Consider the following 23754-nt stretch of genomic DNA (forward strand, 5'->3'; position numbering starts at 1 on the left):
CATCGAGCTGATCCAGTCGCGCCCGGCCTGCGACGTGAACGGGATCATCGGCGGCTATACGGGCGAGGGCACCAATACGGTGATCGCCGGCCATGCCAGCGCCAAGGTCTCGTTCCGCCTCGTGGACGACCAGGATCCGGAGCAGCTCGCCCGGACCTTCGAGGCCTTCGTGCGCGAGCGCATCCCGGCCGACTGCTCGGTGGAGGTGATCTGCTACAAGGGCAGCCGCGCCATCAGCCTGCCTTTCGACATGCCCGAACTCGAGACCGCCCGCGCGGCGCTCGCGGAGGAATGGGGCGTGCCCGCCGTCACCATCGGGGCCGGCGGCTCGATTCCCATCGTGGGCGACTTCAAGCGCCTGCTGGATCGCAACACGCTCCTCATCGGCTTCGGCCTCGACGACGACCGCATCCACTCGCCCAACGAGAAGTACGACCTCGCCAGCTTCCACAAGGGCACCCGCTCCTGGGCGCGCATCCTGGCGGCCCTGGGGGCCGGGCGGGCGGGCTGAGCGCGTCGCGGACCATCGACCGGATGGGTCATGAGCTCCAGCCTCCGCGTCACGGATCGATGACCTCTGCGTCCGCCTCCCTCGCGGCCCGCCTGTTCGCGGCCGGCCCCGGCGTATGGGTCTGCCGCTATCCGGTCGCCACGGATCTGCCCATTCCCCTCGCGGTGATCGCCCCCGCCGGGGTGGACCTCCTGACCTGGGCGTTCGCGGGCTTCGGCGCGGACGACCGCGACCCCGCCGGCCTCCTCGTCCTGCACGATCCGGACGGCGCGCTGAGCGAGGGCGGGACGCTGACCCTGGAGACGCATTTTCGCGCCTGCGCCCTGGCCTGCTCGAAGCCGCGCCCTGCCGCCGAACTGACCGCGCCCGCCCGCGCGGCCCTTGCGGGCGCGGTGCTGGCGGCGGTGACGCCGGGGACCCTCGACGCCCTGGCGACGCTGTTCCCGCTGCTCGCGCCAGCGATCGCGCACATGCCGATGGCCGACACGGCGCCCCGCCTCACCCTCGCGCGGGACGACGACGCGCACGCCGTGCTGTCGGGTTCGGTCGTGCCGAACTACCTGTTGCTGCGCGCCGGGACCACCTGGAGCTGCGCCCGCGTAACGCGGGCCGCGCTGCGTTTCGGCCCCGCCCCCGAAATCGGCCTGACCCTGGCACCCGCCTGGGGCGCACCCTGGGGCACCGCCGTGGAGACCGCCCTCCTGCTCGGGCCCGGCAGCGTCCTGCCCGCCTCCCTGGGCGGGGGAGGACGCCGGTGAGCGGCCCCGCGATCCTCGTGCTGGCGCCGATGCCGGCCTTCCCGACCAGCGCCGGCAACCGCCGCCGGCTGCTCACCACCTGCGCCGCGCTCCAGCGCGGGGGCTTTGCCGTCGACCTCGCCCACTACGCGCACGAGGACCAGATCTACCGGCGCTACGGGCAGCACCCGCCCACCGACGAGGCCGCCGCCGCGAGCCTGTTCCGCCACACCTTCCGGATCGAGCCGCGCCGGACCATTCCGCTCACCACCCGTGCGCGCTGCTTCGGCATCGACGACTGGTGCCCGGACGCGGTCGGGGACTTCGTCGCCTGGTACGGGCGGGCCTACCCCGAGACCCGCGCGATCCTGATGAACTACGTGTTCCTGTCGCGGGCCCTCGATTCGGCGCCGCCCGGCACCCTGAAGCTCATCGACACCCACGACCGCTTCGCCGACCGGCAGCGCCAGTACCGCCCGTTCCGAGCCGAGCCGAATTTCTTCTACACAGACCGGGCCGGCGAGGCGGCGGGCCTCGCCCGGGCCGACATCGTCCTGGCGATCCAGTCGCAGGAGGCGGCGTACTTCCGCGAGGTCACCGACCGGCGCGTCCACCTGCTGCCCCCGCGCTTTCCCGCGCGAAAACCCTTCGCGGCCCCGGCGCGGCTCGCCCGCATCGGCTTCCTCGGCCACGGCAACGACCCGAACCTGGTCTCGATCCGGCGCTTTGCCGCCGCCTGGTCCGAGGGCTGGACACCGGACCGGCCCGAACTCGTGATCGCGGGGGAAATCGGCGCCAGCCTCGGCGGCGCGGCCGGACCCGGCATACGGATCGCCGGCTATCTCCCGCGCCTGGAGGATTTCTACGACGCCGTCGACCTCGTCGTGGCGCCCATGCTGATGGGCAGCGGCCTGAAGATGAAGGTCGCGGAGGCGCTGTCCTTCGGCAAGGCGGTGGTGGGCACGGCGCTCGGCTTCGAGGGGTTCGACCCGGTCGTCCCGGCCCATCGCAGCCGCACGGCCGAGGCGGTGAAGGACGCGGTGCTGGCGCTCGCCTCCGACGCCGACGGCCTCGCGCGCCTGACCAAAGCCTGCGCCGATCTCTTCGCCGCCTACAACGCCCGGGCCGAGCGGGCGGAGGCGGACCTGCTCGCCATGCTGCGGACGCACCCGGCGGATGCGGCGTCGGCCGCCATGCGCGCCGAGGCGACGAGCCCGCAGGCCGAGCCCTCGCGCGAAACGTTTCCCCTCGTGGGCGGCACCCTGACCTGCGAGACCTCGCTCGGCTCGAACCGGCTCGACGATTCCGATCTCGGCCGGCTCGTCGCGACGGAGCGCTGCGCCCCGCCCGGCGCCGGGCCCTATTCCCCGCTCCGCCGACGCTGGTTCGCCAAGGCCGGGCGTGGGGCGACCGCCGCCGACCCGGTCGTGGACCTTGCCGGACTCCAACTCGCGCTCTCACCCGAATGGGTGCGCGACCCGCGTCTGCCCGCCGCCTTCCGGGCCGAACTGGCGACGCATCTTGCCGGCATCGCGGTCGATTGGGAGGCCGAGGCCCGCATCGTCGGGCTTCACCGCGACGGCGCCCTCCTCGCCCTGTCGCTGCCACGCCATCTCGCGATGGGGCCGCACCCGAACGCCGCCTTCCTCGTCGGGACGCCGGGCCGGGCGCTGACTCTGGAGCGGGTCACGCCCCTGAACGCCGCACCGGCCCTGGCCTATAGGACGACCCGGCCCGACCTGCCGCCCGCTCCGGCGGCCGTGACCTTCGCGGGCCTCGCGGTGCTGGCGGGCGCGGCCACGATCCTGTTCCTGCACGACGACCTCGTCGGCCGGATCACGATTCCGGCGGACGCCCTTCCCTGGGAGGAACACCTTCCGTCGAAGGAAAACCTGCCTTGGAAGGAAAACCGGCCATGATGGCGGCGCCCGACATCCTCGACGCCCCGTCCGGCCGCAAGGCGGCCCTGGTCGAGGCCGCGCTGATCTGGAACGCGCTGTTCCTGAACGATGTCCGCATCGCGTTCCGGGGGGAAGCGAATCCCACGGTCTCCGTCGTGGTGGTCTCACGCGGCGCCCGCCATCTCCTCGCCTGGACCCTGACCAAGCTCGCCGCGCAGCAGGCCTTCGCGGGCGCGCGCTTCGAGGTCATCCTGGTCGACAATGCCTCCGACCCCGAGACGCGGACCCTGTTCGGGCGGATCGACGGCGCGCGCATTCTCCTGAACGCCGAGAATGCCGGCTTCGGCCCGGCCTGCAACCAGGGCGCCGCGCAGGCGCGCGGGCGCTACCTCCTGTTCCTCAACCCCGATGTCGACCTGATGCCGGGGGCGCTCGGTGCCCTGGTGGAGGCCTTCGCGGAGGACGACGTCGGCATCGTCGGCGCCCGCCTCGTCTTCCCCGGCGGCATCCTGCAGGAGGCGGGTGCGGGCTTCCAGGACGACCCGCAGCTCACCCATCCCCATGGCCGGGGCGGGCTCGATCCGTTCGCGCCGGAAGCGTCCCATGCCCGCGACGTCGGCTACGTCTCCGGCGCGGTGCTGATGATCGAGCGGGCCCTGTTCGCCGAACTCGGCGGCTTCGACGACCTGTTCGCGCCCGCCTATTTCGAGGACACCGACCTCTGCCTGCGCTGCCAGCAGGTTGGGCGGCGGGTGGTCTACCAGCCCCGCGCCATCGCGATCCACGTCGAGGGCGCCACCAGCGTCCGGCGCGCCGACGTCGAGGCGCTGCTCGACCGCAACCGCGCGCGCTTTCGCGAGCGGCACGGGGCGTGGCTGTTCGCGCAAGGGCCCGCGCGCACGGGATTCGCCCCCCGCGACGACGCGCCGTTCGCTCTGCGGGTCCTCTACGTCGACGACCGGGCGCCGCACCAGGATCTCGGGGCGGGGCTGCCGCGCGCCAACACGATCGTCAACGCCATGGCGGAGCTCGGCTACGCGGTGACGCTGTGCTCTGTCTACGGCGAGCGCGAGGAGCCGGCGGCCACCTACCGCGACCTCTCGACCCGCATCGAGGTCATCGAGCCCTGCGGGCGCGAGGGCTTCCGCCGCCTCGTCACCGAGCGGGCCGGCGACTACGACGTGCTCTGGGTGAGCCGGCCTCCGCACATCCGGATGGTCTGCGAGGTGCTGCGGGACCTGGGCCTGAACCCCCGCGACGTCGGCCGCACCCGCGTGGTGTTCGACTCGGAATCCCTCTACGCGCTGCGCGACTTCGTCGTCGAGGCGCTCAAGGGCCGGCCGGCCTCGGGCCCCGCCCTGGCCCGGGCCTCGGCGGAGGAGATCCGGCTCGTCGCGGCGGCCGACCACGTGGTCTGCGTCTCGGAGGCCGATGCGCGCCTGCTGCGCGGGGCCGGGGTGCCGAGCCCGGTGGTGCTCGGCCACGTCCAGGCGCCGCGCTCCGACCCGCCGGGCTTCGCCGCCCGCCGGGGCTTCGTCTTCATCGGTTCGCTCGCGCGCGAGGGCGAGCCCAACATCGATTCCCTCGACTGGTTCTTCGGGCAGGTCTGGGAACCCTTGCGCGCGGCCCTGCCGCAGGCGCACCTCACCGTCATCGGCACCGTCGCCCCCTCGATCGCCGAGCGGCTGACCTGCCCTGGCGTCACCGTGCTCGGCCGGGTCGACGATCCGGGGCCGGCCCTGGACGCCGCCCGCGTCGCCCTCGCGCCGACCCGGTTCGCCGCCGGCATCCCGCACAAGGTGCTGGAGACCGCGACGCGCGGGTTGCCGAGCGTGGTCACGCCGATTCTCGCCGGGCAGATGGGCTGGCCCGACGGCACCGGCTACCGGGTCCACGACTGGCACGATCCGGCCGGCTTCGCCGAGGCCCTGGCGGCGCTCCACGAATCGGAGGATGCCTGGACGCGGGTCCAGCGCGCGGGCTTGGCCCAGGTCGCCTCCGAATGCGACGCGCAGGCCTACCGCGCGGTCCTGCGCCGGCTCTGCGAGGCGCCGGTCTTCGCATGACCCATCCACTCGTCTCCCGCGCCATCGGCCTCGCCACCGCCGCGTTCCGGCGGCTCACCCTGGGGCGCGTGCCCCGGCTGTTCGACGCGGGCTTCTACCGGGCGACCTACCCGGAGGTGGCGCGCTCCGGCGTCGACCCGTTCCTCCACTACGTCCGGCGCGGGGTGGCCCAGGGTCACGACCCGAGCGCCGATTTCGATACGGCCTTCTACCGGCGCCAGAGCGGCCCGACCCGCCTCGATCCCGTGCGCCACTACCTGCGCGTGGGCGCCAAGGCCGGGCTCGACCCCCATCCCGGCTTCAGCACCCGGATGTACCTCGCCCGCTACCCCGATCTCGGCGTCGCCGGGGTGAACCCACTGCTGCACTACCGGCTCGACGGGCGGGCGGAGGGCCGGATCGCGGCCGCCTCCAGCGCGGAGCCGGGGGAGTGGGTGCCCCTGCAGGGCGTGCGCGAGGCCCATCGCTGGGCCTATCCGGCGCAGGGCGCCACGCGCTTCGGCCTGACCCTGCGGCGCGACGTGGCGGTCTCGGCCTGCCCGACCTTCGTGCCCCGGCTCTGCCTCCTCCTCGCCCTCGACGGCGGCGAGATCGACGGGCTGGTCCAGGCGGTCGCGGGGTTCTCCGAAGCCGCCGCCGACGCGATCACCCTCGACATCGACATCACCCGACGCCCGCACCCGCCCCGCCCGACCCTGATCCTCGCCCTGGAACAGTGCTTCCACGGGCCGGGGCCGGACGGCACGGTGCTGCTGCGCTACGCCGAGGCGCGGATCTGGGACGTGCTGCCCGAGCGGCCGCACGTCCTGCACGTCGCGCCGGCGGGGGAACTCGCGATCCGGCCGGGCTGAGTATTCCTCACTCGATCCGCACCACGACGCTGTCGCTCGCCCCCGTGGCGTCCATCACCGAGATGCGTGCGAAGCCCGCCCCTTCCGGTTGCCAGGCGGATTGGCGCCGTGGGCTCTCGCCCACCGGCAGGCCGTCCACCATCCAGGTGAGGGGCGGCACGCCGCCGAGCGCCTTCAGGGCGAGGCTCGCGGCGGCCACGGGCTCGGGCTCCGACAGCCCGAGGTCGATGCGGGCGCCGTCGGGCGGATAGGCGATCCTGAGGGCGGCCCCCAAGGCCGCCGACAGGGTCTTGGGGATGTCGCGGCGGATGTGGCGCAAGGGGGGCGGCAGCCCGGCGGTGGTGGTGACGAGCGCCTCGCGCGGCATCGGGACGGGGTCGGGCTCGCCCCCGAAGCGCGCGAAGGCGTCGAACAGGATGGGGGCGGCCACCACACGGCCGACGAGGCCCGGCACGGCGTTGCCGTCCGGCCGCCCGACCCAGACGGCGATCGTGACGCGCCGGTCGAACCCCACCGCCAGCGCGTCCCGGTAGCCGTAGGAGGTGCCCGTCTTGTAGGCGATCCGGTTCGGCAGAGCGTTCTCCGGCGGCGGGGCTCCCCGCAGGGTGTCGGCCACGTACCAGGCGGCGACGGCTTCCGTGATGCGCGCCTCCGGCGGGGCCTCGGCCGAGGGGCCATCGCGGCGGCGCGTCAGGTTCGGCACCAAGCCCTGCCGCGCCAGCCCCGAGAACAGGCGGGCGAGGTCGGTGAGCGTGATGCCGAGGCCGCCGAGCGCCACGGGCAGGCCCGGCGCGGTGTCGCGGGGCAGTTCGATACGCGCGCCCGCCGCCCGCAGGCGCGCGATGAAGCGGGCGGCGCCCACCGCCTCCAGCAGGTCCACCGCCGGCACGTTCAGGGAGAGTTGCAGCGCGCGCCGCGCCGTCACCGTGCCCTGGTAGCCGAGGTCGAAGTTCTCGGGCGCGTAGCCGGCAAAGCGCACCGGCCGGTCGTCGAGCTGGGTTTCGGGGTGGGCGAGTCCCGTCTCGAAGGCGAGCGCGTAGATGAAGGGCTTCAGGGCCGAGCCCGGCGAGCGGATCGCCCCCGTCATGTCGATGGCGCCCGCGCGCGACGCGTCGAGGTAGCCGGGGCTGCCGACCTGGGCCAGCACCGCGCCGGTGCGGTTGTCCAGCGCCAGGATCGCCGCCGAGATGCCCGGCCCGAAGGCGGCCGCGCGCTCCGTGGCCAGGGATTCGAGGCTCGCCTGCAGGCGTCCGTCGAGGGTCAGGCGGATGACCTGCGCGGCCGGGTCGGCGGCATGCGCGGCCTCCGCCGCATGCGCCGCCAGCATCGGGAAGGGTTTTCGCTGGGCCGGCACCGGCTCGGCCCGCGCGGCCTGCGCTTCCGCCGGCGTGATGACGCCCTGCCCGGCCGCGATGTCCAGAACCCGGTCGCGGGCGCGGCGGGCGGCGTGCGGGAAGCGGTCGGGGCGCCGCGCCTCCGGGGCCTGCGGCAGGGCGACGAGGAGCGCACTCTCGGCGAACGAGAGCCGCGCCGGCTCGCGGCCGAAATAGGCGAGGCTCGCCGCCCGCAGGCCCTCGACCGGGCCGCCATAGGGGGCGAGCGCGAGGTAGAGGTCGCGCACCCCATCCTTGCCGAGGCGCCGCTCCAGCTGCACCGCCCGCACCATCTGGCGCAGCTTGGCGGCGAGAGAGCGCTCGGCGCGGGGCTCGACGAGGCGGGCCACCTGCATCGACAGGGTCGAGCCCCCGGAAACGATGCGCCCGGCCGTCAGCCATTGCCACGCGGCCCGAGCGCTGGCGGCCGGGTCGATGCCCGGATGCGACGCGAAGCGCCGGTCCTCGTAGGCCGTGAGCATGGCGAGGAAGCGCGGATCGACCTGGGGCCCCCGGACCGGCAGGCGCCAGCGCCCGTCGGCGGTGGCGAAGGGGCGCAGCAGCCGTCCCTCCCGGTCGAGCACCACGGTGGAGCGAAGCTCCGCCTGGGTCAGGTCCAGGGGCGGCAGGGTGTCGACGAAGCGCCAGAGGGCGAGGGCCGATCCGAGCAGGACGACGAGGATGAGGCCGGCGACGACCGCGAGACCCCCTCCCCCCTTTGCGGGGGGAGGGCAAGGGCGCATCGCGCCCATCCTACGGGGCGCTCACCACCACCGCGCCGAACCCGGTGCGCCCGAAGCGCTCCGGCCGGTACATGTCCTCGATGGTCGCGGCCGGGTGGACGTAGCTGCCGGGCGAGACCGCCCGGACGGTGTAGGCCACCCGGAAATAAGCCGATTGCTCGGGGGTGCGGTCGTAGGCCGCCACGAAACGGTCGTCACGGAACTCCGTGTGGACCGGGGCCACCTCCGCCTTGGCGAAGGCGAGGCCGGTGAGCGCGTCGGCGTCGAGGAGCTTCGGATTGTCGATCTCCAGGCCGGCCGGCAGGCGGTCGACGAGGAGGAGGCGTCCGGCGCTGGCCTTGGCTTCCGTGACGGTGAGCACCACCACGAGGCGGTCATTCTGGCGCACGCCCTGGGCGAGATCGACGGGCGTGCCGTCGAGGCGGTGGTAGCGCCGCTCGATGGCGTAGCCGCGCGATTCCGCCGGCTCCGGCGCGATCGGGTTGCCGCTGACGCTGACCACCGCCTGAACGGGCTGGGTGCCGGCATTCACCAGGGTGACGGGCCGCCCCTCGAGGGCGGCGGCGCGGTAGCTGCGCGCGACGGCGCCGCTCTCGGGCTTGCCGTCGAGGGTGAAGCGCAGGTTCTCGGAATCCGCCGCCAGGCCCGTGGCGGCGAGCACCATCCAGGCATCCTCCTGGGTGCTGGTGGGCCGGCCCGTGGCGCGCTCGGCCGCGATGATGGCGCCGAGCGGCTGGACATGATCGCGGGCGAGCCCGGTCTCGGCGGCGAGCGCCAGGAGGCCGGCGCCGTCGCGCAGGCGCGAGCCGTAATCCGCCCGGTAGGCGGTGCTCGTGGAGGCCGCCTCCTTGAAGCCGGCGAGCGCCGAGGCGAAGGCCTTGGCCGCCCGGCCCCGGTCGCCGAGCAGCGCCAGCGCCGCCGCGATCTGCCCGCGCGCCAGCGGTGTCGTGAAGGCGCTGAGCTTGGTGTCGGCCAGATAGCGCAGGTCGCCCATCACGGGGCGGCCGTTGCGAGCCAGAACGTAGGCCGCGTAGGCGATGTCCATGCCGCCCTCCGCCACCTCGGTGGTGTTGGCCACCGCGTTGCGCAGGCGGTCGAGGGCATTGGCGAAGGCGGTCGGCGGCACGGCGAAGCCCCGCTCGCGGGCCCGGGTGAGGAAGTCGGTGACGTAGGCGTTCAGCCAGGTGTCGCTCGCGCCTTCCGTGGACCAGAGGCCGAAATCGCCCGCCGAGTTCTGGCGGCCGAGCACGCGCTCGATGGCCTGGCGCACGCGCTCGTCGGCCTTGTCGTCGAGACCGAGCCTGTCCAGCGCCGCGAGGCGGTTGACGTAGAGGAGCGGCATCGCGCGGCTGACCGTCTGCTCGGAGCAGCCATAGGGGTAGCGGTCCAGCGCCTGGAGCAGGGCCGGCACGTCGATGCCGGCGAGATTCGAGGCGGAGAGCGAGACCGTGCCGGTGCCGGGCAGGATGTCGGCCAGGAGTTCGTCGGAGAGCCGCAGGGCGGCGCCGGGTTCGAGCGTCTGGACGGAGCGGCGCGCGAGCGCCCCCGTGCCGGGGCCGATGGTCAGGGAAAAGCTCTGGCCGACGCCCTCGGGCAGGCCGGGGCCGCTCAAGGTCAGGTCGATCCGCGTCAGGCCCGGTCCGGCGGCGGTGATGGGGATCGTCAGCGCGCCCTTGGCCCCCGCCTCAAGCCGCAGGGTCTTGTGCATGGCCTCGGCACCCACGAGCACCGAACCCGTGAGGCCGAGATCCACGGTATAGTCCCCGGCCTGCCCCTCGACGTTGTCGATGGCGACATGGAAGCGCGAGCGGTCGCCGACATTGAGGAAGCGCGGCAGGGTGCCGGTGAGCACCACGGGATCGCGGATGATCACGTCGGTCTGGGCGGCGCCGACCTTGGCCCGGCTCCAGGCGGTGACCATCACGCGGCCGGTGCCGTTGAAGGCCGGCAGGGGGAAGCTGACGCTGGCCCGGCCATCGGGACCGACCGTGACCGGCCCGGAATAGAGCGCCAGGGGCGCCTGGGTCGGAGGCGAATCGGCGAGCTCCGCCGCGCCTCCGTCGCCGCCGGAGCGGATGGCGCCGAGCGTGCCCTGCATGCCGTCGATGAGGTATCCGTAGAGGTCGCGGATCTCGGGCCCGAGGGCCTTCTGGCCGAAGAAGTAGCCGAAGGGGTTGGGAGCCTCGTAGCGGGTGAGATTCAGGATGCCGACATCCACCAGCGCCACGGCGACCCGCGCCTCCTCGCCAGAGCGCAGGCCGGCGAGCTCGATCGGCAGGGTCAGGGTCTCGCGGGGACGGACTTTCGTGGGCGCGGACAGCGTGACGCCGAGGGTGCGGCTGTCCCGGTCGATGCCGAACCACGCGAGCCCGAGGGCCCGGCCCGGCAGGCGCTTGGCCGCCTGGTCGAGGGGCCGGTAGGCGGTGGCCACGAGATAGGCGCCCGAGCCCCATTCGGGCTTGACCGGGATGTCTACGGTGGTGCCGCCCGCCGGCACATCGACGGTCAGCAGCGTGTGCAGCTTGTCGCTGACGACGGCGAGCGTCGCCTGTCCCTTGAAGCGCGGCTGGAGGTGCGCGCGCAGGGTCTCGCCGGCCGCATAGGCCGCCTTGTCGAGGCGCAGGTCGAGGAGGTCCGGCACATCCGCGGTCTCCGCCCCGCCCCAGCCCACCGTGAAGGTCACGCTGGCGGTGGCGGCCGGACGGCCGGGCAGGCTCGCCTCCAGCCGGTAGGTGCCGTAGCTCACCGTGGCGCTGACGCGGCCGGGGGCGTCGGGGGTGAGGTCGAGGCGTCCGTCGGCGATGCGGCGGGTGCTGGTCACGGGCTCGAAGGACCAGCGCCCGCCCTCGCGGTACCACTGGTAGGTCTTCTCGACGCGCTGGAGCGTCCAGGCCACGTTGCCTTGCGCGAGGCGCTGCCCGTCGGGTGCGGCCAGGACCACGTCGAAGCCGGCGACGCCACCCTCCGTGAGGTCGCCCGCGAAACCCTTGCGGATGGCCAGCACGGGAGCGTCCGGCAGGATCGGCAGGGTCAGGCTGCGGCTGAGCGCCCGCCCGCCCGGCTCGCCGACCTGCAGGGTGATCTTCGCCTCCACGGGACGGGGTGCGGCCAGGGCCTGCACCGGCACCACGAGCCGCGCCTTGCCGGCGGAATCGGTGGTGGCGCGCGCCTCGATCTCCGTCGAGGAGGCCTCCACGCGCTCGTCTTCGAGACCGACGGAAAAGCCCTCCAGCCCCTTGATGCCGTTGCCGGCCGATTGCTGCACCAGCACGGTGCCGGAGACCTCGAGCGCCGCGCCCGGCGCGCCGTAGAGGTAGCGCGCGGCGACATCGATGGTCGCGGGCGCGCCCCTGGTCAGGCTCGGCGTGGCGCTCGACAGGGTGACGTCGAGGCGCTCGGGGACGTAATCCTCCACGAGGAAGCTCGCCTCGCCGATCGCCGGCGCCTTCGGGTCGGTATAGGCGGCGACCCGCCAGGTGCCGTGAGGGGCGCCCGGCATCAGGGGCAGCGCCAGGGCGCGCCCGCCCAGGCCCGCATCGGCGACCTGCACGCGGCGGTACTCGACCCCGTCGGGACGCTTGACCACGAGGGTGAGCGGCACGTCCGGTACGGCGATCCCCTGCGCGTCGCGCACGAGCCCGGTGAGGTTCACGGTCTCGCCCGAACGGTAGACCCCGCGCTCGGGAAACAGGTAGGCCTCCACCGCCCCCGGCTGGGGCCGTCCCTTCACGCCGCGATCGGTGAGGTCGAAGGCGGATTGGTTGAGGTCGAGGAAGCCGTAATCGTCGCCGATCTGCGCCACCACGAGGCCGGGCGCAATGCCGCCCTCCCCGCGCGCGAGGCCCGGCGCGAAGGCGACGTGACCCTGGCGGTCGGTCCGGGCGGTGGCCAGCACCTCGTTGTTGCGCGCCACGAGGCGGATCTCGGCACCGCTCACCACATCCGCCGAGGCAAGGGAGCGGGCGAAGACATGGACGCCGTCGCGGCCCTTGAAGGCCGTGAGCCCGAGATCCGAGACCACGAACCACTGCGTGGCCTTCGCCTCGTAGCCGCCCTCCTCGTCGGACGACGCAGCCGCCCCGCTGGGTTGGGCCAGCATGATGTAGATGCCGGGCTCGAGCTTGCCGACCGCCTGGAGCACCGGGAAGGCGGTGACGGCCTCCTGGTTCAGTTCGGCCTTGGCCGTGTCGAGGACGCCCTTCCAGACGCGCTGGCCCTTCTGGTCGGCGAGGGTCTGCGCGGTGGCGCCGTTGAGCTGGGACAGGAAGTCCTCCGCGCGCAGCGACGGCAGCAGGCCCCGGTCGCCGACGCGCAGCACCTCGACGTCGAGCTTGGCCGCGTTCACCGAGACCAGGGGCACGCCGGCCTGGCCCGTGCGCGGCAGGACGTAGTTGCGGCCCGTGAAGCGGACCTGGGGCGAGCGGTCCCGGACATAGACCTCGTAATCCGCCGCCTTCAGGAGCCCCTCGCCCGCCGCCGAGGGCAGGCCGGAGCGCACCACGAAGGCGTAGCGCTCGCCGTGCTTCAGGCCATCGACGCAGACCTGCTGGCCGCTCGCCGTGACGGCGGCGTTGGCGGCGCCAGAGACCGCGATGAAGGGCGTGAAGTCGGTCTTGGCCGCGACCCCTTCCGAGAACTGGAAGCACATGCGCGGGGCGGCGGCATCCGAATCGACGGTGTAGTTGAGGATGCGGAAGCCATGCTCGGCGCGAAGCCCCTCGTAGGTCTCGCGCACCTCGGCATCGTCGGAGAGGGCGAGGCTGGCGCGGTAGGCCTCGAGCGCCGGGCGCCACTCGGATTCGGCGCCGTAGACCTCGCCGAGGCCGGCCAGCGCCTGTGCCTCCGCGCCTGGGCCGACCGCCCGCAGGTAGCCCTGATAGGCAGCGGCCCGCGCGTTGCGGCGCAGGCGCAGGCGGCTCGCGTAGTCGCCGGTCTGGTTGTCGTTGCCTACCGCGCTGGCGGCGCGCGCATAGGCGAGCCAGTTCGCGGATTCCCCGGGTTCGGACGCCACCGCGAGGCCGAGGGGCTTCAGGGCCTCGGCCGGCTTTTCGGCCTCGATCAGGGCCTCGCCCTCGGCCCGGGCCTTGGCGGCGGGCCTGGAGAGACTGGTGCCGGCCTCGGCCTTCAGGGCGGCTTCGAGGCGCACGCCGTCGCTGGCGAGGTCCTCGCGCTGGAAGCTCTTCGGGGCTTGAGCCTTGGGCGCGACCTTCGGCGCGGGGCGCGGGGCGGGGGCCTGAGCCTGAGCTTGGGCGGGCAGGGCCAGCAACCCCGTGAGGGCCAGGGCCTGCAGGATGCCGACAAACCTCTTGGCGGCTTGGGGCAGGCGCCCGTGTCCGGCCGATCCCGACATGATTCCACCCCGCCGCCTTGCGATGCCGACGCGTCGTGCCGGCATCGCACGAGACCGTAGCACTTCGCGCCTGGGTCGCAACGGCTGGAATTCGGGCGCCGCCTCTGCCACACCGGATGGGTTCTCGCGGGGAAACGGGATCCACCATGGCGCGAAGCGGTCGGACCATCCGGAGCGTGACCGGACTCGTGATTCTGGGCACGATCCTCGAGATCGCCGGCGCGGCCTCGGCGCAGACCCCGCTCCCGGCCATTCAGGTGCCGCCGACGGCTCAAGGTCCGAAGGCGAAACCGGGCGCAGCGGCCCCCGATCCCGCCTTCGAGGCGGCGCGCGGCGCGTTCGAGGCCCTGCCCGAATCCGAGCGCAAGGGCCTGCAGGACGCCCTGGTCTGGACCGGCGACTACAACAGCGTGATCACGGGCGCGTTCGGGCGGCGCAGCTACGAGGCGCTCCAGGCCTATGCCAAGCGCAACGGCGGCACCGGACTGCCGGATGCGGCCCTTCGCGCCGCCCTGCTCAAGGAGGGCGCGGCAGCCCGCAGCGCCGCGCGCTTTGCGGTGAAGCCGGACCCCGCCAGCGGCGTCGTGCTGGGCGTGCCCGAGCGCCTGCTGCCGAAGCGGATGCCGCAGGCCGGAGGCACCCGCTGGCAGAGCGCGGACGGTCGCGTCACGCTGGAGACGAAATCCTATCCGCCCGGCGAGACCGGGCTCGATGCGGTGTTCGCCCGCATCACAGCGCCGACCCCCGAGCGGCGCGTGACCTACAAGATCCTGCGGCCGGACTTCCTCGTGGTCACCGCCGAGACCGCGACGGGCAAGTCCTACATCCGCTACGCGGCCGGCGAGGCGGGCCTGCGCGGCATCACCCTCGGCTACGACAAGGCACTCGCCGGGGAGGTCGACCGGCTCGCCATCGCGGTGGCCAACAGCTTCGTGCCCTTCCCCGGCGCGGTCCCGGCCGTCGCCCCGGCTCCCGTCGCGGCAGCGGTGCCGGCACCGAGCCCGCCGCCCCTTCCCGGGCGCAAGCCGGCCCCGATCGCCACGGGACTGTTGGTGGCACCGGGCCGCGTGCTGACGAGTGCCACGGCCCTCGGCGGCTGCCGGGCGCCCGCCATTGCGGGCGCGGCGGCGCGGATCGCGAAGGGCGGCCGCGCGGATTTGGTGTTGCTGGAGACAGGACCGCCCGCAGGCCGCACCCCGGCGCTGCCGGCGATCCGGGCGGGGGCGCTCGCGGAGGGCGAAGCGGTGTTGACGCTGGGATTGGACGCGGAGGGAGGCGTCGCGGTGGCGCCGGGGCAATCCGGCGCCGAGGGTGCGCGGGTCACGGCGCCGCTGCAGCCTGGCGCGGGAGGCGCTCTGGTCCTCGACCGGGCGGGGACGCTCGCCGGGCTCGTTGCGACATTTCCGGCGAGCCCTCGTCTCGTCGCGGGGGTGGTGCCGCCGGCGAGCTACGGGCTCGTGCCGACGGCGGCCATCGCGGCCTTCCTGACCGAGGCGGGCTTGGCACCGCCTCCGTCGAAGCCGGCTGGCACGCCGGGTTCGGCCGCAGCTTCCCTGTCGGGCGCGGTCGTCGCCGTGACGTGCCAGCCGTGAGGACGGGTCAGATTCGACCGGTGAGGAGCAGCACGATCAGGATGATGACGAGCAGGCCGCCGAGGCCGAAGCTCGGGCCACGGTAAGCGCCGCCACCGAGGAAGTTGCCGCCGCCGAGAACGATCAGGATCAGGACGATGAGGAGAATGGTGGTCAGGGTCATGGATGGGAACTCCGTCACGCGCCCAACCGGAATTGCTTGAGCTTGACCGTACAAACGTCGCGCCGGCGATTCCGTTCAACCCCGCATGCGGCATAATCCCTGGAAATCGACGCTTTTTTGCTGGCCGCGAGACCGTGTCTGCTCAGGCGCGCCAATCCGGCAACGGCGCGGCGGAGGCGCCGAGCCAGTCCGGGACCGGCAGGCCGCGCTCGGCGAGGAAGCCGGGGTTGAACAGCTTCGAGGCGTAGCGCGCCGCGCCGTCGCACAGGATCGTCACGATGGTGTGGCCGGGTCCGAGGTCCCGCGCCAGGCGGATCGCCCCGGCGACGTTGATGCCGGACGAGCCCCCGAGGCTGAGGCCCTCTTCCCGCATCAACCGGAAGACGATGGCGAGCGCCTCCGCATCCGGGATGCGGTAGGCGTGGTCCGGCCTGAACCCTTCGAGGTTGCGGGTGATCCGGCCCTGGCCGATGCCCTCGGTGATCGAGGAGCCCTCCGCCTTGAGGGTGCCGGTGGTGTAGTGCGCGTAGAGGGCGGAGCCGTCCGGGTCCGCGAGCCCGATCCGCACGCCGGGCTTGGCCGCGCGGAGGGCCTGCGCGGTTCCGGCGAGGGTGCCGCCGGTGCCGGCCGCGCAGATGAAGCCGTCCACCGCGCCGCCCGTGTCGGCCAGGATCTCCGGACCGGTCGTGTCCACGTGCGCCTGCCGGTTGGCGACGTTGTCGAACTGGTCGGCGAAGAAGGCGCCGCCCGGCTCGGTCTCGGCGAGGCGTGTCGCCAGCCGCCGGGCGGCGTGGACATAGTTGTTCGGGTTGGCGAAGGGCACCGCCGGCACCTCGACGAGGCGCGCGCCCGCGAGCCGAAGGGTCTCCTTCTTCTCGGCGGACTGGGTCTCGGGGATGACGATGACCGTGCGGTACCCGCGCACGGAGGCGACGAGGGCGAGCCCGATGCCGGTATTGCCGGCCGTGCCCTCCACGATGGTACCGCCGGGACGGATGGCGCCCCGGGACTCCGCGTCGCGCACGATGGAGAGCGCCGCCCGGTCCTTCACCGACAGGCCCGGGTTGAGGAACTCGGCCTTGCCCAGGATGGTGCAGCCGGTTTCCTCCGAGGCGCGGCGCAGTCGGATCAGCGGCGTGCCGCCGACGGCCGAGAGGATGTCGGCGTGTTCGGTCATGGGAAGGAACTCCGAGATCGGAACGGTTGCCTCAGGCGGCGAGCGCCCGGTTCACCGTGGAGCGCAGGTCGGCGAGGGAGAACGGCTTCGTCAGAACGTCGGTGACGATGGCGTCGAGGCCGCGCGCGCGCTCGCGCTGGTCGGCAAAGCCGGTCATCAGCAGGATGGTCAGGTTGGGAAAATCGCGCTTGGCCGCCAGCGCCAGGGCGATGCCGTCCATCAGCGGCATGCGGATGTCGGTCAACATGAGGTCGAAGGCCCCATCCGCCTCGGTCAGCCGGTCCAGTCCGTCGCTGCCGTCGGAGGCGGTCACCACGGCGTGGCCGTCGATCTCGAGGCCCCGCTTCAGGAAGCCCCGTACCGTCTCTTCGTCATCCACCAGGAGGATGCGGGCCATCGCGCGTCCGTGTCTCCACTCGAAACTGTGCCTTCAGTCACGCAAGCGCAGACGCGGACTGTCAAGGCATCGCCGGACAGAGAAACAATCCGAGCGATCGTTTTGTTTCGATTTATGTCGTGCGCGACAGAAATGTGTCTCGGCTCAAGCTGTATCGATCTCGGTCTGTAGTGTGGATCGATCCACCAGACGCCTGCCAGACGCCTGGATGAACGACGCGCCGGGATCAGGTGCCGCCGAACAGGTCGGGCTCGCGGCTGTCGTAATCCACGAGGCCGACGAAGGGCAGCTGCCGGTAGGCATGCGCCACGTCCATGCCGTAGCCGACCACGAACACGTCCGGGCAGGTGAAGCCGACGAAATCCGCGTCGATGGTCACGGCGCGCTTGCCGGGTTTTTCCAGCAGCACGGCGGTGAGCACCCGCTTGGCGCCCCGCGCCATCAGCAGGTCCTTGGCGAACACGATGGTGCGGCCGGATTCGAGGATGTCGTCGACGAGGAGCACGTCGCGCCCGCGCACCTCGCTCTCGACATCGCGCAGGATCTCGACCTGGCCGGAGGAGACCGTGGCGGTGCGGTAGCTGGAGAGGTGGACGAACTCCGCCTGCGGCTCCAGCCCGACCCGGTGCAGGGCGCGCAGGAGGTCGGCGGCGAACATGAAGCTGCCCTTGAGCACCGCCACCACGAGGAGGTTCTCAGGGTTGGCGGCGGCGATGGCGGCCGCGAGTTCCTCGGTGCGCCGGGCGATGGCGGTTTCGTCGAAGAGGACGCGGACGCGTCGGGAAGGATTCGTCATCCCTGCTGCATATCACGGTCGCTGCGCGCTGACATCGCCCTTGGCCGTCGTCTCGGAAACGGCGGCCGCGAAATGCACGCGCACCGAGCGCCCCTGCGCCGGGGGCGCCGACAGGCTCGCGCGAAAGCGCGCGATCTCGCCCTTCTCGAGGGAGGGACGCGGAGGCGCGATCTGCCAGCGATAGAGGGGCTGGTCGCGCCCGTCGCGCACCTCGACCTCCATCGGCGGAACCTGCGCCCCGGCCTGCGCGACCCCGACGAGGTCGCCCTCGACCACGAGTTGCCCCTGCGCGCCCTCGCCGGGTGTCTGGAAGGCCACCACGTCGCGCAGGTCGAGGCCGCGCAGGTTCACCGGCAGGCCGATGCGCGCGTAGAGCCCCGCGCTCTGGGGCATCATCCGCACCACGCTGGCGCGGGCCAGGACCGCGAAGCCGAGCCCGGCCACCAGGGCGAGCGCCAGGGCCGTGCCGGGCGAGGCCAGGGCGGAGGCCCGGCCTTTCGCTTTCACGGGTTTGGGCTTCCCCCTGACGCGAGGCGACTGGGGCGGCGCCTCGACGGCCGCCGGGGACGGTTCCGGCTCGGCTTCGAGGGCCGCTTCCCAGGCGTCGAGATCGGCCTGGGCCGAGGCGCGGCTCTCGGCCGCGTCGGGCCCGACCTCGGAGGCCGCCATCATGGCGGCCGTCATCTCGGCCTCCAGCGCGGCCGAGACGTCGTCGGGGGAGATGAACCAGGTCTCCCGGCAGGCGGCACAGCGCACCGAGCGCCCCTCGGACCCGACGCGATCCAGATCGATCTGGTATTCGCTGGCGCAGGACGGGCAGACGATCAGCATGGGCAATCGATGCCTCGGGTGGCGATCGGCAGTTGCCGGCTCGGGGAAAAAGACTCACACGGTTCTCGGGCAACGCGGTTAACCGTCCGTGAAGCGGAGATTCCCGGATCGGGGATGTCCGCCCGGCGGTCGGCCGCGCGGCGGGATGGGCAGGATGGAGGGACCGTGGCGGATCGGGTGAACACGCAGTCGCTCCTCACCGGAGCCGAGGAGCCGGTGGTCCAGTTCGAGAGCGTCGGCATGCGCTACGGGCTCGGGCCGGAGGTACTGAGCGATGTCAGCTTCCAGATCGCGCCGCGCTCGTTCCAGTTCCTCACTGGGCCTTCCGGCGCGGGCAAGACCACGCTGCTGCGCCTGATCCTGCTCTCGGTGCGCCCGACGCGCGGCCTCGTCTCGGTCTTCGGCGAGGAGGTGAGCGGCATCTCCAGCGAGGCGCTGACGAACCTGCGCCGGCGCATGGGCGTGGTGTTCCAGGATTTCCGCCTGCTCGACCACCTCACGACCTACGAGAACGTGGCGCTGCCCCTGCGCGTCCAGGGCCGCTCCGAGACGAGCTACCGAGCCGAGGTCGTCGAATTGCTGCGCTGGGTGGGCCTGGGCGAGCGCATGCACGTGCTGCCGCCCCTCCTCTCGGGCGGCGAGAAGCAGCGCGCCGCCATCGCCCGCGCGCTCATCGCCCGGCCGGAGCTGTTGCTCGCCGACGAGCCCACCGGCAACGTCGATCCGGGCCTCGGCCGGCGCCTGCTGCGCCTGTTCATCGAGCTCAACCGGCTGGGCACCTCCGTGCTCATCGCCACCCACGATTTCGGCCTGATGGACCTCGTCGACGCGCGGCGCTTCGTGCTCGGCGACGGCCGCCTGACGGTCGAGGCATAGGGCGCAGGATGATGGGCGAGACCGGCTCCCCCACCGCCAAGGCACAGGCGAGTTCACAGGCGGGCGCACAGGCCCGCGCCGGCGACCGGCCGCCGGTGAAGCCGCCGGCGCCCCCGGAATCGCGCGGTGGGGGCCCGTTGCCCCCGACCCTGCGCCGCAACGCGCCCCTGGTGCCGACGGATTCGGCGGCGAGCCGGGCGCTCGCCGCCGTCATCGCCATCCTGACCTTCCTCGCCGCCCTCTGCGCGGGGGCCGCCGAGATCGTGGCCTCGAGCGCCGTCCAATGGCAGGGGACGGTTGCGCAGGAGGTCACGATCCAGGTGCGCCCGAGCCCCGGCCGCGACATCGACGCAGACGTCGCCCGCGCCGAGGGGCTGGCCAAGGCCACCCCCGGCATCAGCGCCGTACGGGTGTTCACGAAAGCGGAGGCCGAGCGCCTGCTCGAACCCTGGCTCGGCAGCGGCCTCGACCTCTCGGACCTGCCGGTGCCTCGCCTCGTCACCCTGAAGCTCGCCGAGACCACCCCGGACCTGAAACCGCTGCGCGCCTCCCTCACCGAGGCCCTGCCGGGGGTGGCGAGCCTCGACGACCACGCCCTCTGGCTGCGCCGGCTCTCCACGGCCGCCAACACCTTCGTGGGCGTCGGCGTCGGCATCGTCGTGCTGGTCCTGGTGGCGACGGGGCTCGCGGTGGTGTTCGCGACCCGCGGCGCCATGGCGGGCAACCGCGAGGTGGTGGAGGTGCTCCACTTCGTCGGCGCCAACGACGACTTCATCGCCCGGGCCTTCCAGCGCCGGTTCTTCGGCCTCGGCCTGCGCGGCGGCATCATCGGCTCGGGCGCGGCCATCGCGGCCTTCGCGCTTGCCGGGCTGGTGGCGCGCAACTGGCGCTCGGGACCGGCGGGGGAGGAGATCGAGGCCCTGTTCGGGGCCTTCCACATCGGCTGGCGCGGCTATGCCGCCGTGCTCCTGATCGGGGTCATCGCCTCGGTGGTCACCGGCATCGTCTCGCGCCTGACCGTGCGGCGCTTCCTGTCCTGAACGCGGGCACTTGCCCTTCCGCGACCCCGTTAACCCTTCGTGAACCTTTAGGGGCGGAAATACTTGCCTCGGGAACGCCCCAATCGGGGCTATCTTACGGGGGAATGACGAGGCGGATGTCAGCCAGCGGCACCATGAGGCCCTCCGAGGCTTTCGGATGGGCCTGGACCGACGCCGCCCCCCCCGTGTCCGGGCCGGAGACGGTCCACCACGGCCTCGCGCCGACGGCCAAGGCCACGCTCGGCCTCGCCGCCCTCGGCGTGGCGGCCCTGTTCTGCGGTTTCCTCGCCTTCGTCGCCTGCCTGGAGCGGGACGAACGCATCCCGAGCGGACGGGCCGACGGGATCGTGGCGCTGACCGGCGGCGCCCAGCGCATCGGCGACGCCATCGACCTCCTGGCCAACGGCTACGGCCGGCGCCTGCTCATCACCGGCGTCAACGAGCGCACCAGCCGCGACGAGATCGCCCGGCTCAATCCGACCCAGCGCCACTGGATCGATTGCTGCGTCGACCTCGACTACCGGGCCCGCAACACCATCGGCAACGCCATCGAGACCCGGCGCTGGATGCGCCAGCACCGCTTCAGCACCGTCACGGTGGTGACCTCGAACTACCACATGCCGCGCACCCTAGTGGAACTCGACCACGCGCTGATGGGGGACGACCGCGTCGTGCCCCATCCGGTCATCGCCGAGGGCTTCGACCCGGATGGCTGGTGGCATCACCCGCCGTCGGCCAAGCTCCTGGCCTCCGAGTACCTGAAGTTCCTGGTGGCCTGGGTGCGCACGCGCTTCGAGAGCGACCCCGAGCGCTCCCGCGCGGCGATCGTGATCGGCGGCCGCAAGCCGATCCGGATGGTCGCCGAACCGCTGCTGCTGCGCGGCCAGGAATAGCCCTCGAGAACCCCGTTCCCGCAGGGCCGTTGCTACAAGGCCTTTGCTACAGACCCTTGCACTGGCTCCGGACCATCCCCGAGAATTCCTTCTCCGAGGTCTGCACCTGCGCGAGGCGCTCGGTGCGCTCGGCCCCAGAGAGGCAGCGGCCGTAGACGCTGGCGACCCGGCGCATGGTCTCGACATGACGACGCCAGACCCGGCATTGGTCGGCGGCCTCGCTGCCGGCCTGTTCGAGCTGGTCGATGGCCTGGCGCTGCATCGAACTCGCCACCAGCACGTCCCGCGCGCAGGCCGTGTCGCGCTGCTGCGCGGAGGCGGGACCGGCGGCGATCAGGCAGGCGGCAGCCTGAAGCGCGAAAGCGAGGGCGCGCATGCTCAGGCGGCCTGCGAGGCCGAGGTGTGGGTCAGGAGCGCGTAGAGGGCGCTGGCATCGCGGGCGGCGCGGATGCGCTCCAGAATGCCGGGCTCGCGCAGGAGGCGGGCGACCTGGGCCAGCGCCTTGAGGTGGTCGGCCCCCGCGCCCTCGGGGGCGAGGAGCAGGAAGGCGATGTCCACGGGCTGTCCGTCGAGGGCGTCGAAATCCACCGGCTTCTCCAGGCGGGCGACGAGGCCGAACAGCCGGTCGAGGCCCGGCAGCTTGCCGTGGGGAATGGCGACGCCGTCGCCGATGCCGGTGGAGCCCAGGCGCTCGCGCTGCAGCAGGGTCTCGAAGACCTCGCGCTCGTCGAGGGCCGGCAGCTGGCGCACCGCGTGGGCGCTCAGCTCCTGCAGCATCGCCTTCTTGGCACGGGCGCGCAGGGACGGCACCACGGAATCCGGAGAGAGGAATTCCAGCACTGGCATGAAGGACCGTCGCCCCGTCGGCGGCGGCCTGTCCGGCCACCGCTCCATGAAAGGTCGGGTCACCCACGCGACCCTTCGGTATCAATAGACCGGGTTCGGGCTCTGTTCCCGACCGGCGCTAGGAGGCCGCCTCAGCCGGATCGACCCAGCCGATCGCCCCGTCGGTGCGGCGGTATACGACGTTGATGCGCCCGGTGCCAGCGTGAACGAACACGAGGACCGGGGCGCCCGTGAGATCGAGGGCGGTGACCGCCTCGCTCACCGAGTGGCGCTGGAGGGTCTTGGTGCTCTCGGCCACCACCGGCGGGTGCGCCGCCTCGCCGTCCACGAGATCGTCCTCGTGGAAGTCGTCGTCGAGATCGGACGGGTCGGCCTCGCTCGGGTCGGCGAACACCGCGTAGGCGGCCTGGACGGTCGCGCCGTCATGCCCGGCCGCGCCGTGGTCCTTGAGCTTGTGCTTGTAGCGGCGCAGGCGCTTCTCCAGGCGGTCGGCGGTCTGTTCGAAGCTCGCATGGGGGTCGTGCGCGGCCCCGGAGGCCTCCAGCGTCAGGCCGGAGACGAGGTGGAGCACGCAGTCGGTGCGGTAGGCCGTCCCGTCCCGCCGCAGGGTGACGTGGCCCGAGCAGGTGCCGCTCATGTGGCTGTCGAGGTATTTCGAGAGGGTGGCCGCCATTCGCTCCTCGACACGGCCCCGCAGGGCTTCGCCAAGATCCAGGCCGTGGCCCGTCACGCGCAATGACCCCATGATCCCTCCGCTTTTGGTTGTGGACGCGCCCTGCTTTGAAGGGCCTTTCGGAGTTAAGGAGCCTCACCGGCGGAAGTCAACGCGAGGCCGGAGCCGGGTCCTGCGCCGACGCGGCATCCCGGCTCGACGGACGCGAGGGTTGCCTTTCGCCGGCGGTCTCACCCATGAAGCCGGCCAAGCCGCGGGCCGGGCCGATGAGCCAAAGCGGAGCGACGAGGGAGAACCGGGGAATGCAGAGTTTCGTTCGCGCCAAGCTGCACGGCATCCGGGTGACCGGTGCCGACCTGAACTATCACGGCTCGATCACGCTGGACGCGGACCTCTGCCGGGAAGCCGGGCTCGATCCGCTCGAATTCGTCGAGATCTGGAACAAGATGTCGGGTGCGAGGATCAGCACCTACGTCATCTATGGCGAGGCCGGGTCGCGCTGCTGCATCCTGAACGGCGCGGCGGCGCGAACCTGCCAGGTCGGCGACGAGGTCATCATCGCGTCGTCCACGTTCGGGAGCCTCGAAGACGTGATGGCCCGGAAGCCCAGGGTCCTCATCTTCGGCGAGGGCAACGCCGTGACCGACCGGGTGATCTACGACGTCTTTCGCGACGCGGCCGGACGCATCGACATGCGGATCATCGAGTCGACGTCCGACGGTCAATCGGAGCCGCGGATCGCGCAGCACATCCGGTTCACTTGAGCGGCGACAGCCCGCCGGATGCCGTCCATCCCGACGGCGCGCCCGCAGACGGGGCGCCGGGTTTCACGCGCTCCGCCTCACCGGCCCGCATAGGCGAAATGCTCGCGCCGGCGCTCGATGGAAGACGGGATCCGCAGGGATTCCCGGTACTTCGCGACGGTGCGGCGGGCGATG

General features: G+C 72.8%; 21 protein-coding genes. 10 read left to right on the forward strand and 11 right to left on the reverse strand.

Features of this window, described 5'->3' with window-relative positions:
- The 5 genes from JWQ05_RS15225 to JWQ05_RS15245 form a co-directional block, all read left to right on the forward strand.
- The coding region (locus JWQ05_RS15225) for a M20/M25/M40 family metallo-hydrolase (protein ID WP_299659897.1) at positions 1-511 on the forward strand (511 nt) is incomplete at its 5' end.
- Positions 512-570: 59 nt separating this feature from the next.
- Entirely contained in the window at positions 571-1269 is a 699-nt protein-coding gene (locus tag JWQ05_RS15230) for a hypothetical protein (protein WP_299659899.1), read from the forward strand.
- The gene (locus JWQ05_RS15235) at positions 1266-3167 is read left to right on the forward strand and encodes a glycosyltransferase (RefSeq protein ID WP_366944608.1); all 1902 of its coding nucleotides are present in this window, start codon (positions 1266-1268) and stop codon (positions 3165-3167) included. Before JWQ05_RS15230 ends, JWQ05_RS15235 begins: the two co-directional genes overlap by 4 nt.
- Positions 3164-5215, forward strand: coding sequence for a glycosyltransferase (locus JWQ05_RS15240; RefSeq protein WP_299659901.1), 2052 nt, complete (start codon positions 3164-3166; stop codon positions 5213-5215). Before JWQ05_RS15235 ends, JWQ05_RS15240 begins: the two co-directional genes overlap by 4 nt.
- Positions 5212-6066, forward strand: a complete 855-nt coding sequence (locus tag JWQ05_RS15245; RefSeq protein ID WP_299659903.1) for a hypothetical protein — start codon at positions 5212-5214, stop codon at positions 6064-6066. The genes JWQ05_RS15240 and JWQ05_RS15245 overlap by 4 nt, the downstream gene beginning before the upstream one ends.
- A gap of 7 nt (positions 6067-6073) precedes the next feature.
- Here the strand turns inward: JWQ05_RS15245 and pbpC are convergent, their stop codons facing one another.
- Positions 6074-8182, reverse strand: coding sequence for a penicillin-binding protein 1C (gene pbpC, locus JWQ05_RS15250; protein ID WP_299659905.1), 2109 nt, complete (start codon positions 8180-8182; stop codon positions 6074-6076).
- A 10-nt stretch (positions 8183-8192) separates the two neighbouring features.
- Complete coding sequence (locus JWQ05_RS15255; RefSeq protein ID WP_299659907.1) at positions 8193-13532, reverse strand: alpha-2-macroglobulin; 5340 nt, start codon at positions 13530-13532, stop codon at positions 8193-8195.
- A gap of 176 nt (positions 13533-13708) precedes the next feature.
- Between JWQ05_RS15255 and JWQ05_RS15260 the strand changes: the two genes are divergently transcribed.
- Positions 13709-15124 (forward strand): serine protease, encoded by a 1416-nt coding sequence (locus JWQ05_RS15260; RefSeq protein WP_299659909.1) that lies wholly within the window; start codon positions 13709-13711, stop codon positions 15122-15124.
- Positions 15125-15131: 7 nt separating this feature from the next.
- On the opposite strand, the gene JWQ05_RS15265 is transcribed toward JWQ05_RS15260, so the two are convergent.
- The 5 genes from JWQ05_RS15265 to JWQ05_RS15285 all read right to left on the reverse strand — a co-directional run bounded on the left by JWQ05_RS15265 (position 15132) and on the right by JWQ05_RS15285 (position 18488).
- Positions 15132-15287 carry a DUF3309 domain-containing protein gene (locus tag JWQ05_RS15265; RefSeq protein ID WP_238276083.1) on the reverse strand — a complete coding sequence of 52 codons (156 nt, stop codon included), beginning with the start codon at positions 15285-15287 and terminating at the stop codon, positions 15132-15134.
- 142 nt (positions 15288-15429) lie between these two features.
- The gene (locus JWQ05_RS15270) at positions 15430-16464 is read right to left on the reverse strand and encodes a cysteine synthase A (RefSeq protein ID WP_299659915.1); all 1035 of its coding nucleotides are present in this window, start codon (positions 16462-16464) and stop codon (positions 15430-15432) included.
- Between the two features lie 31 nt (positions 16465-16495).
- Positions 16496-16861: a response regulator gene (locus JWQ05_RS15275; protein WP_056476559.1), complete on the reverse strand. Its 366-nt coding sequence runs from the start codon at positions 16859-16861 to the stop codon at positions 16496-16498.
- A 226-nt stretch (positions 16862-17087) separates the two neighbouring features.
- The gene (gene hpt, locus JWQ05_RS15280) at positions 17088-17657 is read right to left on the reverse strand and encodes a hypoxanthine phosphoribosyltransferase (protein ID WP_299659921.1); all 570 of its coding nucleotides are present in this window, start codon (positions 17655-17657) and stop codon (positions 17088-17090) included.
- A gap of 12 nt (positions 17658-17669) precedes the next feature.
- Positions 17670-18488, reverse strand: coding sequence for a zinc-ribbon domain-containing protein (locus JWQ05_RS15285; protein ID WP_299659924.1), 819 nt, complete (start codon positions 18486-18488; stop codon positions 17670-17672).
- 177 nt (positions 18489-18665) lie between these two features.
- On the opposite strand from JWQ05_RS15285, the gene ftsE reads away from it, so the two are divergent.
- The 3 genes from ftsE (at position 18666) to JWQ05_RS15300 (ending at position 21297) form a co-directional block, all read left to right on the forward strand.
- On the forward strand, positions 18666-19364 hold the full coding sequence (gene ftsE / locus JWQ05_RS15290) for a cell division ATP-binding protein FtsE (RefSeq protein ID WP_299659945.1): 699 nt from the start codon (positions 18666-18668) through the stop codon (positions 19362-19364).
- Positions 19365-19372: 8 nt separating this feature from the next.
- On the forward strand, positions 19373-20404 hold the full coding sequence (locus JWQ05_RS15295; protein WP_299659927.1) for an ABC transporter permease: 1032 nt from the start codon (positions 19373-19375) through the stop codon (positions 20402-20404).
- A gap of 116 nt (positions 20405-20520) precedes the next feature.
- Entirely contained in the window at positions 20521-21297 is a 777-nt protein-coding gene (locus JWQ05_RS15300) for a YdcF family protein (RefSeq protein WP_299659930.1), read from the forward strand.
- 46 nt (positions 21298-21343) lie between these two features.
- On the opposite strand, the gene JWQ05_RS15305 is transcribed toward JWQ05_RS15300, so the two are convergent.
- From JWQ05_RS15305 to raiA, 3 genes are all read right to left on the reverse strand, one after another.
- Positions 21344-21673 carry a hypothetical protein gene (locus tag JWQ05_RS15305; protein ID WP_299659932.1) on the reverse strand — a complete coding sequence of 110 codons (330 nt, stop codon included), beginning with the start codon at positions 21671-21673 and terminating at the stop codon, positions 21344-21346.
- Between the two features lie 2 nt (positions 21674-21675).
- Positions 21676-22143 carry a PTS IIA-like nitrogen regulatory protein PtsN gene (ptsN, locus tag JWQ05_RS15310; RefSeq protein WP_299659934.1) on the reverse strand — a complete coding sequence of 156 codons (468 nt, stop codon included), beginning with the start codon at positions 22141-22143 and terminating at the stop codon, positions 21676-21678.
- 118 nt (positions 22144-22261) lie between these two features.
- On the reverse strand, positions 22262-22888 hold the full coding sequence (raiA, locus tag JWQ05_RS15315; RefSeq protein ID WP_299659936.1) for a ribosome-associated translation inhibitor RaiA: 627 nt from the start codon (positions 22886-22888) through the stop codon (positions 22262-22264).
- 230 nt (positions 22889-23118) lie between these two features.
- Between raiA and panD the strand changes: the two genes are divergently transcribed.
- Positions 23119-23580, forward strand: a complete 462-nt coding sequence (gene panD, locus JWQ05_RS15320; protein ID WP_299659939.1) for an aspartate 1-decarboxylase — start codon at positions 23119-23121, stop codon at positions 23578-23580.
- Between the two features lie 77 nt (positions 23581-23657).
- Here the strand turns inward: panD and JWQ05_RS20755 are convergent.
- Positions 23658-23754, reverse strand: a 97-nt coding sequence (locus JWQ05_RS20755; RefSeq protein ID WP_366944609.1) for a hypothetical protein, incomplete at its 5' end; no start/stop codon positions are given.

The sequence above is a fragment of the Methylobacterium sp. genome (genome assembly GCF_028290105.1).
Lineage (GTDB): Bacteria > Pseudomonadota > Alphaproteobacteria > Rhizobiales > Beijerinckiaceae > Methylobacterium.

Excerpts from the sequence above, each read along its gene's own strand:
- JWQ05_RS15230 (WP_299659899.1), top strand. The coding sequence starts at position 571 with ATGACCTCTGCGTCCGCCTCCCTCGCGGCCCGCCTGTTCGCGGCCGGC.
- JWQ05_RS15240 (WP_299659901.1), top strand. The coding sequence starts at position 3,164 with ATGATGGCGGCGCCCGACATCCTCGACGCCCCGTCCGGCCGCAAGGCG.
- JWQ05_RS15245 (WP_299659903.1), top strand. The coding sequence starts at position 5,212 with ATGACCCATCCACTCGTCTCCCGCGCCATCGGCCTCGCCACCGCCGCG.
- pbpC (WP_299659905.1), bottom strand. The coding sequence starts at position 8,182 with ATGCGCCCTTGCCCTCCCCCCGCAAAGGGGGGAGGGGGTCTCGCGGTC.
- JWQ05_RS15255 (WP_299659907.1), bottom strand. The coding sequence starts at position 13,532 with ATGTCGGGATCGGCCGGACACGGGCGCCTGCCCCAAGCCGCCAAGAGG.
- JWQ05_RS15265 (WP_238276083.1), bottom strand. The coding sequence starts at position 15,287 with ATGACCCTGACCACCATTCTCCTCATCGTCCTGATCCTGATCGTTCTC.
- JWQ05_RS15270 (WP_299659915.1), bottom strand. The coding sequence starts at position 16,464 with ATGACCGAACACGCCGACATCCTCTCGGCCGTCGGCGGCACGCCGCTG.
- JWQ05_RS15275 (WP_056476559.1), bottom strand. The coding sequence starts at position 16,861 with ATGGCCCGCATCCTCCTGGTGGATGACGAAGAGACGGTACGGGGCTTC.
- hpt (WP_299659921.1), bottom strand. The coding sequence starts at position 17,657 with ATGACGAATCCTTCCCGACGCGTCCGCGTCCTCTTCGACGAAACCGCC.
- JWQ05_RS15285 (WP_299659924.1), bottom strand. The coding sequence starts at position 18,488 with ATGCTGATCGTCTGCCCGTCCTGCGCCAGCGAATACCAGATCGATCTG.
- JWQ05_RS15295 (WP_299659927.1), top strand. The coding sequence starts at position 19,373 with ATGATGGGCGAGACCGGCTCCCCCACCGCCAAGGCACAGGCGAGTTCA.
- JWQ05_RS15300 (WP_299659930.1), top strand. The coding sequence starts at position 20,521 with ATGTCAGCCAGCGGCACCATGAGGCCCTCCGAGGCTTTCGGATGGGCC.
- JWQ05_RS15305 (WP_299659932.1), bottom strand. The coding sequence starts at position 21,673 with ATGCGCGCCCTCGCTTTCGCGCTTCAGGCTGCCGCCTGCCTGATCGCC.
- ptsN (WP_299659934.1), bottom strand. The coding sequence starts at position 22,143 with ATGCCAGTGCTGGAATTCCTCTCTCCGGATTCCGTGGTGCCGTCCCTG.
- raiA (WP_299659936.1), bottom strand. The coding sequence starts at position 22,888 with ATGGGGTCATTGCGCGTGACGGGCCACGGCCTGGATCTTGGCGAAGCC.
- panD (WP_299659939.1), top strand. The coding sequence starts at position 23,119 with ATGCAGAGTTTCGTTCGCGCCAAGCTGCACGGCATCCGGGTGACCGGT.